Genomic DNA, 255 nt, shown 5'->3' on the forward strand with positions numbered 1-255 from the left:
GGCTTATAAAAAATAGGAGAGGTTTCCCTCTCCCTTCTTTTACTCCGAGTCGTCTTGGCGGTTGCGACTCTTTTGTACTTCTTCTTTAACTTTGAAGTACACATCTGAGATATTTTTAATTAACCCATACAGTTGATTAAGACCTGTAATAACTGCTGCAATGATTACCCAATTCATATTATCACCTCCCTTTGATATCTCTATCATATCACTTTGGTTTGCTCAAGTCAACAACAAATTTTATCTTTTTTCAAA

General features: G+C 34.9%; 1 protein-coding gene. It reads right to left on the reverse strand.

Annotated features, from left to right (window positions below):
• Positions 1-39: 39 nt before the first annotated feature.
• On the reverse strand, positions 40-177 hold the full coding sequence (locus tag GBN91_RS29165; protein ID WP_193222150.1) for a hypothetical protein: 138 nt from the start codon (positions 175-177) through the stop codon (positions 40-42).
• Positions 178-255: the final 78 nt, after the last annotated feature.

It is taken from the genome of Bacillus sp. B1-WWTP-T-0.5-Post-4 (genome assembly GCF_009183795.1).
Classification (GTDB): domain Bacteria; phylum Bacillota; class Bacilli; order Bacillales; family Bacillaceae_G; genus Bacillus_A; species Bacillus_A cereus.